The sequence below is a fragment of the Collinsella sp. CLA-ER-H2 genome (assembly GCF_040092405.1).
Lineage (GTDB): Bacteria > Actinomycetota > Coriobacteriia > Coriobacteriales > Coriobacteriaceae > Collinsella.
The window spans coordinates 55,520-62,807 of sequence record NZ_JBBNLO010000013.1 but is presented as its reverse complement, the minus strand read 5'-3'; the positions used below and the strand labels follow the sequence as shown (position 1 = coordinate 62,807).

At 63.8% G+C, this 7,288-nt stretch carries 4 protein-coding genes; 2 read left to right on the top strand and 2 right to left on the bottom strand.

Annotation, left to right across the window (positions count from 1 at the left end; translation table 11 throughout):
- The first annotated feature begins 297 nt into the window (after positions 1-297).
- The gene (locus tag AAAX59_RS05330; RefSeq protein WP_349071012.1) at positions 298-2,445 is read left to right on the top strand and encodes a Tex family protein; all 2,148 of its coding nucleotides are present in this window, start codon (positions 298-300) and stop codon (positions 2,443-2,445) included.
- Positions 2,446-2,825: 380 nt separating this feature from the next.
- On the opposite strand, the gene AAAX59_RS05325 is transcribed toward AAAX59_RS05330, so the two are convergent.
- Complete coding sequence (locus AAAX59_RS05325; RefSeq protein WP_252200121.1) at positions 2,826-3,530, bottom strand: transaldolase; 705 nt, start codon at positions 3,528-3,530, stop codon at positions 2,826-2,828.
- 193 nt (positions 3,531-3,723) lie between these two features.
- Positions 3,724-4,551 carry an HAD-IIB family hydrolase gene (locus AAAX59_RS05320; RefSeq protein ID WP_215693935.1) on the bottom strand — a complete coding sequence of 276 codons (828 nt, stop codon included), beginning with the start codon at positions 4,549-4,551 and terminating at the stop codon, positions 3,724-3,726.
- Positions 4,552-4,626: 75 nt separating this feature from the next.
- Here AAAX59_RS05320 and rlmKL point away from each other — a divergent pair, with 75 nt between their 5' ends.
- Positions 4,627-7,197, top strand: coding sequence for a bifunctional 23S rRNA (guanine(2069)-N(7))-methyltransferase RlmK/23S rRNA (guanine(2445)-N(2))-methyltransferase RlmL (rlmKL, locus tag AAAX59_RS05315; protein ID WP_349071011.1), 2,571 nt, complete (start codon positions 4,627-4,629; stop codon positions 7,195-7,197).
- Positions 7,198-7,288 lie beyond the last annotated feature (91 nt).

The following is a 7,288-nucleotide window of genomic DNA, read 5'->3' as shown; positions in this document are numbered from 1 at the left end:
CGAAGAGGCGTCAGCAGGTCAGTGGGTCATCGTCCCGGCATTCAGCATCAGGGTAGCGCTGCGACGCGGAAATCGCGCGCCGTTGCCGCGCCCCGCAGTGCCCGCTTCCCCCGAGAACAATTATCAGCGCAGGTAGACGGCTTGCGTATTTTCTGAAAACCGGGGGATGGTCGACCCATACGGTTCAAACGTAGTAGATAGGTCGTTTTCGTGGCGAGGGCCCAAAACAGTCTTTTGAAACGGGTGGTATCCTTGGTAGCCCTGTGCTGCAAACGCACCTTAAACGCAAGGAGTCCCATGGATCTTATCGCCCAGCTCGCCCGCGACCTCAACCTTAAGGCCGCCAACATCGAGGCGGCCGTCAAGCTCATCGACGAGGGCAACACCATCCCCTTTATTTCGCGCTACCGTAAGGAAGCCACAGGCGGAATGGACGACGTCGCCCTGCGCGCACTCGACGAGCGCCTGTCCTACCTGCGCAATCTTGAACAGCGCAAAGAGGACGTCATTCTGCTCATCGACGCCCAGGGCAAGCTCACGCCCGAGCTCGAGCAGCAGATTCGCGAGGCCACGCAGCTCCAGCGTGTCGAGGACCTCTACAAGCCCTACCGCAAAAAGCGCATGACCCGCGCACAGAAGGCCCGCGAGGCAGGCCTGGAGCCGCTTGCCAACATGATCATCATGCAGGCCTCGGCCAAGGGCAACGCGCTCGACGCCGCCGCGGACTACGTCAACGAGGAAGCCGGCTTCGACACGCCCGAGAAGGCGCTCGCCGGCGCGGCGGACATCGTGGCCGAGACGGTAGCCGAGGACCCGGAGAACGTCGCCGACCTGCGCGCTTTTACGCAAAACACCGCCGATATCGTCGTCGAGGCCACCGACCCCGCCGAAAAGACTCCCTACGAGCCGTACTACAACTTTGACGAGCCGCTGCGCCGTATACCCAACCACCGCGTGCTGGCTATCGACCGCGGTGAGCGCGAGGGCAAGCTCCGCGTACGCGTGAACGTCGACGGCGCTGCCGCCACGGCACGCCTCGGCAGCCGCTGGCCCCGCCGCCAGGGCGTGTTCGCGCCCGTCTTTGACGCCGCTATCGCCGACGGCTACAAGCGCCTCATGGCCCCCTCGCTGGAGCGCGAGGCCCGCGCCAAACTCACCGTTCGCGCCCAGACCGAGGCCATCAACGTCTTTGCCAAGAACCTTGAGGGCTTGCTCTCGGCACGCCCCGTGCGCGGCGCCCGCGTGCTCGCGCTCGATCCGGGCTACCGCACCGGCTGCAAGGTCGCCGTCATGGACGAGACCGGCAAGCTGCTCGACCACGGCGTGGTCTACCCCACCAAGCCGCGCCACGACGTCGCCGGCACCAAGCGCGAGCTCGCCCGCCTCGTCAAGAAGGACAGCGTCAACACCATCGTCATCGGCAACGGCACCGCCAGCCGCGAGACCGAGGAAGTCGTCTCGGAGTTCATTGCCGAGCAGGCGCCCAACTTGCGATACACCATCGTCAACGAGGCCGGCGCATCGGTGTACTCGGCTTCCGAGCTCGCCAGCCAGGAATACCCCGACCTGGACGTCACCGTGCGTGGCGCCATGAGCCTGGGCCGCCGCCTGCAGGACCCGCTGGCAGAGCTCGTCAAGATTCCGCCCCAGTCCATCGGCGTGGGCCAATACCAGCACGACCTTGACCAGGCCGAGCTTTCGCGCACCCTGGGCCACGTGGTGGAAGACGTCGTTAACCGCGTGGGCGTCGACGTCAACACCGCGAGCGCAAGCCTGCTGGGATACGTATCGGGCATTACGCCGAGCGTGGCCAAGAACATCGTGGCCTACCGCGAGGAAAACGGCGCCTTTACCGATCGCCGCCAGCTTAAGAAGGTCCCCAAGCTGGGGCCCAAGGCATATCTCAACGCCGCGGGCTTCCTGCGCATCAGCGGCGGTAAGAACCCGCTCGACGCGACGAGCGTCCACCCCGAGAGCTACGAGGTAGCCACGGCCGTCCTTGAACGCGCCGGCGTTAAAGCCAGCGAGCTCAGCCGTGGCGGCGTGCCCGACATTGAACGCCGTCTGGGCAGCATCTCGGCGCTGGCAAGCGACCTGGACTGCGGCACCCTCACGCTCATCGACATCGTCAACGAGCTCAAGAAGCCCGGCCGCGACCCGCGTGACGACGCGCCCGAGGTGGTCTTTAGCCGCTCGGCGCTTTCCATCGACGACCTGGAGCCCGGTATGGAACTCAAGGGCACGGTGCGCAACGTTGTGGACTTTGGCGCCTTCGTCGACGTGGGCGTGCACCAGGACGGCCTCGTACACATCTCCAAGCTGGCCAACCGCTTTGTCAAGCACCCGAGCGACGTGGTGCGCGTCGGTGACACGGTCAAGGTGTGGGTCGAAAAGATCGATCGCGACCGCAAGAAGATCTCGCTCACCATGGTACAGGGGAAGTAAACCGCCAAAGCAGGGGTACCCCCTGTAGTGACGTGCAAAATCGCGAGTATTCTGCAAATTCCACCGTTCCGGATGCCCCTCAGAGGCGAAAAAGCAAAAAACAGCCCCCGTTTTAGCGTCGTCAGAGCCAAAACGGGGGCCGTTCCGTGCCTCACCCAACTGGTAAAAGCCTTTACCTTGCTGAATACTCTCAATTTTGCACGGCGCAGGCGGGGGTACCTTTGCCCACGGCAGGATATGGAAGCCAAGCGCCAACTTGCTGGCAAGCTCGTGCCGGCAGCCCCGGCCTTTCCTTTGCCTAGCGCGACCCCCGCGAAGCGCGTGAGCGATAGGGAAAGGAAAGCCGGGGCGAGCAGCCCGCGGCGTAGTCAGTGTTCGCGCTACGGCAGGATATGGAAGCCCAAAGCGGCGATATCCTTGGCAAAGCCGCGCACGGTGTCGAGCGAGACCTCGTACGGGTCGCGACCGATGTTCTTGCGCTTGGCCAGGATGCTGTTGGGCACCGTGATGATCTGGCAACCGCAGGCCTCGGCCTGGTAAATGTTGATGAGCTCGCGCGTGGACGCCCACAGGACCTCACAGTTGGGCTTGGCGGCGGCCTTCTTGACCGACTCCGTCATAAACGGAATGGGGTCGACGCCGGTATCGGCGATGCGGCCGGCAAAGAGCGAGATGATGGACGGCGTCTCGGTGTCAACGGCCTCGACCATCTCATCGACCTGCGTAGGCGTAAAGATAGTAGTGACGTTGACCTTGATGCCGTCGGCGGAAAGCTTGCGGACCAGCTCGGCGGTGGACTCGCCCTTGGTGGTCACGCACGGAATCTTGACGTAGACGTTCTCGGCCCAGGTAGCGATCTCGCGCGCCTCGACCTCCATGGTCTCGACGTCATCGGCAAAGACCTCAAACGAGACGGACACATCGGTGATGTGGGTCAGGACCTCCTTGGCAAACGCGCGGTAATCCGTCACGCCGCCCTTCTTCATAAGGGACGGGTTGGTCGTGAAACCCTGAACGTTGCCGTTCTCGTACATGTCGAGCATGCCCTCGAGGTTTGCACCGTCAGCGAACACCTTGATTGCCATCTGCCTGATTCCTTTCGCTTGCACATGGGCGTTAAACTGCTAAACACTTTACCTACGTTTATCAAGGCGTGAGCTGCGGTTTTTTATCTTCTCGGCGAACGGTATAAACACCTCAGTGTTTGGATTGATAAATCGATTGAGCATGCAAAAGCGAAGAGTCGCAGTTTGAGCAAACGTCAGAACGCGGGATTCATTAGATGAGGCCGAAATGCTGCATCGCTGTGACGGTACCGTCGTGTGCGACATCGTCGGTCACGTAGTCGGCGACCGCCTTGACCTCGGGCATAGCGTTGCCCATGGCCACGGCCGTCTCGACAGCGGCGAGCATGCCCAGGTCGTTACCCGAATCACCAAAGCCAAAGGTGCGCGCGTTGCCAGTGCGGCCCAGATACGCCAGCGCTCGCGCCACGCCCACGCCCTTGTCAATGCCCTTGGGACTCAGCTCGCGATTCTGACCACCGGTGTTGCACAGCTCAAACTCGCGATCGATAAAGCCGTCATCATTGGCTACGCGAGCCAAACTGGGCACATTGAGGCATACCTTGCCCACGTGCAGACTATCGTCGACGCGCATTTCCTCGGTGCTGTGCACCACAGAAGTGCCGATCAGAGACGACTGCTCAACGCCCGCGGGTTCCAGGGCAAAAGTAGCCACGTTGGTCTCGAAAAAGGCCTCAATCCCCGCCGCGGCCATACGGCGCGCAAGCTCCTCGATAACGTCCTCGTCAAAGCAGTCCTCATGCACCACGCGACCCTCGACCTCGAGCGTGGCGCCCGCCATGGCAACGACACCCGCAGGCTCCAAAGCACGCAGGCCATCGGCAATCAGCCACAAGGGACGACCCGTGCAGATAAACGCCTTGTGCCCTGCGTCGCGCAGACGATGAAACGCCTCGATCACCGCCTGCGAGGGGCGAACCGCCGAAAAGTCCTTATCGGTCATATCGTCGGGATCGAACGACGTCAGCGTGCCGTCCACGTCAAAAAAGAGCACAGCGGGTTTGGGACACGCATCAATCATATGAGTTCCTTTCGAGGATAAGGGCAAACGAAGCATCCATCATATAATGGAGCGACGCAACCAGAGAGGTCACCCATGGAATTTTACGCAAGCTGCCCCGAGGGCTTTGAGTCCGCACTCGCCGATGAGCTTAAACGCCTCGGGCTTTCGCATGTCCGCCGCCTAAAGGGCCGCGCCACGTTTGAGGGCGAGCTTGAGCGGGGCTATCGCGCATGCCTGTGGTCGCGCCTGGCCAGCCGCGTGTTTGCGGTGCTCGGACGCTTTGAGGCGCAAGATGCCGACGAGCTGTACGATAGCGTTTACGACATCGCCTGGGAGAACATCGTCCGCCCCGGCGCCACCATCGCCATTACCGCCCGCGGCGTGACCGAACAGCTGCGCAACACGCGCTTCTCGGCCCTGCGCGCCAAGGACGCGCTGTGCGACCGTCTGGCCGAGACCACGGGCCGTCGCGCCGATGTCGACGCCGCCGATCCCGACGTTCACCTGCTGCTTTCGCTGCGTCAGCGCCGCGCGAGCATCAGCCTGGATCTTTCGGGCGACCCGCTGTTCAAGCGCCTGCCGCCCGCGGCGACCCGTGCCGGCGAGGGCGCGCACGTGCTGCGCCCCGACTACGCCGCCCTGGTGCTGGCGCAGGTCGGCTGGACCGCACTGTGCGAGCGCGAGCTGACGGCCGACGATTACGAGAATGAAGCCCTTCCCACGCTAATCGATGCCTCGTGCGCCGGCGGCGGCCTGTTGCTGGAAGCCGTAAACATTCTGACCGACCGCGCCCCGGGCGCCGCACGCGAGCGCTGGGGCTTTGAGGGCTGGCAGCTGCACGACGCCGCTCTGTGGGAGCAGCTGCTTGCCGAGGCACGCGAGCGCGAGGCGGCAGCACGCGAGCGCCAGGTACGCATCGTGGCCGTGGATGTTGACCCCGCCGCCCGCAAGACCGCCGAGCGCATGGTCAAATGTGCCGGCTACAAGCGCTTTGTTGATTTTTGCGCCGCCAAGTCCGCCACCGTGCTGGACCATGCGGGCGCCGTCGCCGATGCCGCCGTGGTCGCAGATACGACCGAGACACCGCTTTCGCTCATGCATGACACCATGACGCTCGTCAGTGAGCTGCGCCGCGCGCCCGAGCTTGCCGCGGCGCCGGTCGCCGCGCTCACCCGCGACGGATTGCTGGCCCGCGCGCTCCACGCCGAGCCCGAGCGCTCGATCGCCGTCATGCCCAACAACGAGGAGGCGACCGTCGAAGTCTGGCCCTCGCTCGACCAGGCCGCCGCGGCGTTTGAGGCTTCGACCAGTGCGGATGCTGAGGGCGAGGCTGCAGATGCCGACAATGCCAATGATGAAGGCAGCACCGCCCCCGCCATGCCCGAGCCTGCCGCCATGCTCGACCTGGGCGACGGCAAGCCGCTGCCCGTGCTCATCCCCGAGTCCGAGCAGTTCGCCAACCGCCTGCGCAAGAATGCCCGTCTGCGCCGCAAGTGGGCCAAGCGCGAGGGCGTAAGCTGCTACCGCGTCTACGATGCCGACCTACCCGACTACTCCGCCGCCATCGATCTGTACGAGGGCTGCCCGCAGACGCCGGGCCGCTGGCTCGTCATCGCCGAATACGCCGCGCCTAAGACCATCGACCCCGCACTGGCCCAGGCCCGTATGCTCGACATCTTGGCCATCGCGCCACGCATCCTGGATGTTCCCGCCGAGCACGTGCACGCCAAGGCCCGCATGCGTTCGCGCGGCGGCTCGCAGTACGGCAAGCAGGGCGCCGGCAAGGGCGGCTCGGGCGAGCGCGCCAATATCGCACGCCGTCGTCTGCCGCTCATCGAAGAGGGCGGCCTCACCTTTGCCGTCAACTTTGACGACTATCTGGATGTGGGCATCTTCCTGGATCACCGCGTCACCCGCAACCTGGTGCGTGAGCACGCCAAGCAGGCGCGCCGCTTCCTCAACCTGTTTGCCTATACCGGCACCGCCACCTGCTACGCGGCGGACGGCGGCGTCGAGGAGACCGTGACGGTCGACCTCTCCAACACCTACCTGGACTGGGCCGAGCGCAACATGCGCCAAAACGGCTTTGTGGGACCGCAGCATCATTTTGTGCGCGACGACGTGCTCGCCTGGATTCGCGACCAACGCCAGACGCGCAACCGCTGGGACCTGATCTTTGTCGACCCGCCCACGTTCTCGAACTCGTCCAAGATGGGCCGCCGTACCTGGGATGTCCAACGCGACCATGTTGAGCTTTTGGCCGGCGTATCGCGCCTGCTCGCACAGGGTGGACATGCCATCTTTAGCTGCAACCTGCGTGGCTTCCGTCCCGAGACGCGCAAGCTCGCACGCGCGGGCGTGGTGCTGGAGGACATTACGGCACAGACCATCCCCGAGGACTTCGCACGCAACCAGAAGGTGCACCATTGCTATATCGTGCGCCGCCTGCCCATCGAGGACGCCATGGCCGAAGTCGGCTTTAGCGCCGAGGAGATTGCAGAGCGAACCGAGGAACTGCGCAATCCCGAAGCCCGCAAGCCCCGTGCGGCAGTACCCGCGCACGCGCAGGCCGGCAACGGCAAGTCGAACTTTGCCGGCAAACCCTCTCCTGCCGGCAAGCCCAAAAAGAAGAAGTTCTACGCCAGCAAACCCGAGGGCAAATAGACAAAGTTGCGGTGGAATACGGACTGTTTTGCCTGGAATGAGGCAAATTTAGACCGTATTTCACCGCAACTCATATTGGGATGGTGGTTGG

What these genes read in the sequence shown, in the direction of transcription:
- AAAX59_RS05325 (WP_252200121.1), bottom strand. Translation starts at nt 3,530, where the DNA reads ATGGCAATCAAGGTGTTCGCTGACGGTGCAAACCTCGAGGGCATGCTC.
- AAAX59_RS05330 (WP_349071012.1), top strand. Translation starts at nt 298, where the DNA reads ATGGATCTTATCGCCCAGCTCGCCCGCGACCTCAACCTTAAGGCCGCC.
- rlmKL (WP_349071011.1), top strand. Translation starts at nt 4,627, where the DNA reads ATGGAATTTTACGCAAGCTGCCCCGAGGGCTTTGAGTCCGCACTCGCC.
- AAAX59_RS05320 (WP_215693935.1), bottom strand. Translation starts at nt 4,551, where the DNA reads ATGATTGATGCGTGTCCCAAACCCGCTGTGCTCTTTTTTGACGTGGAC.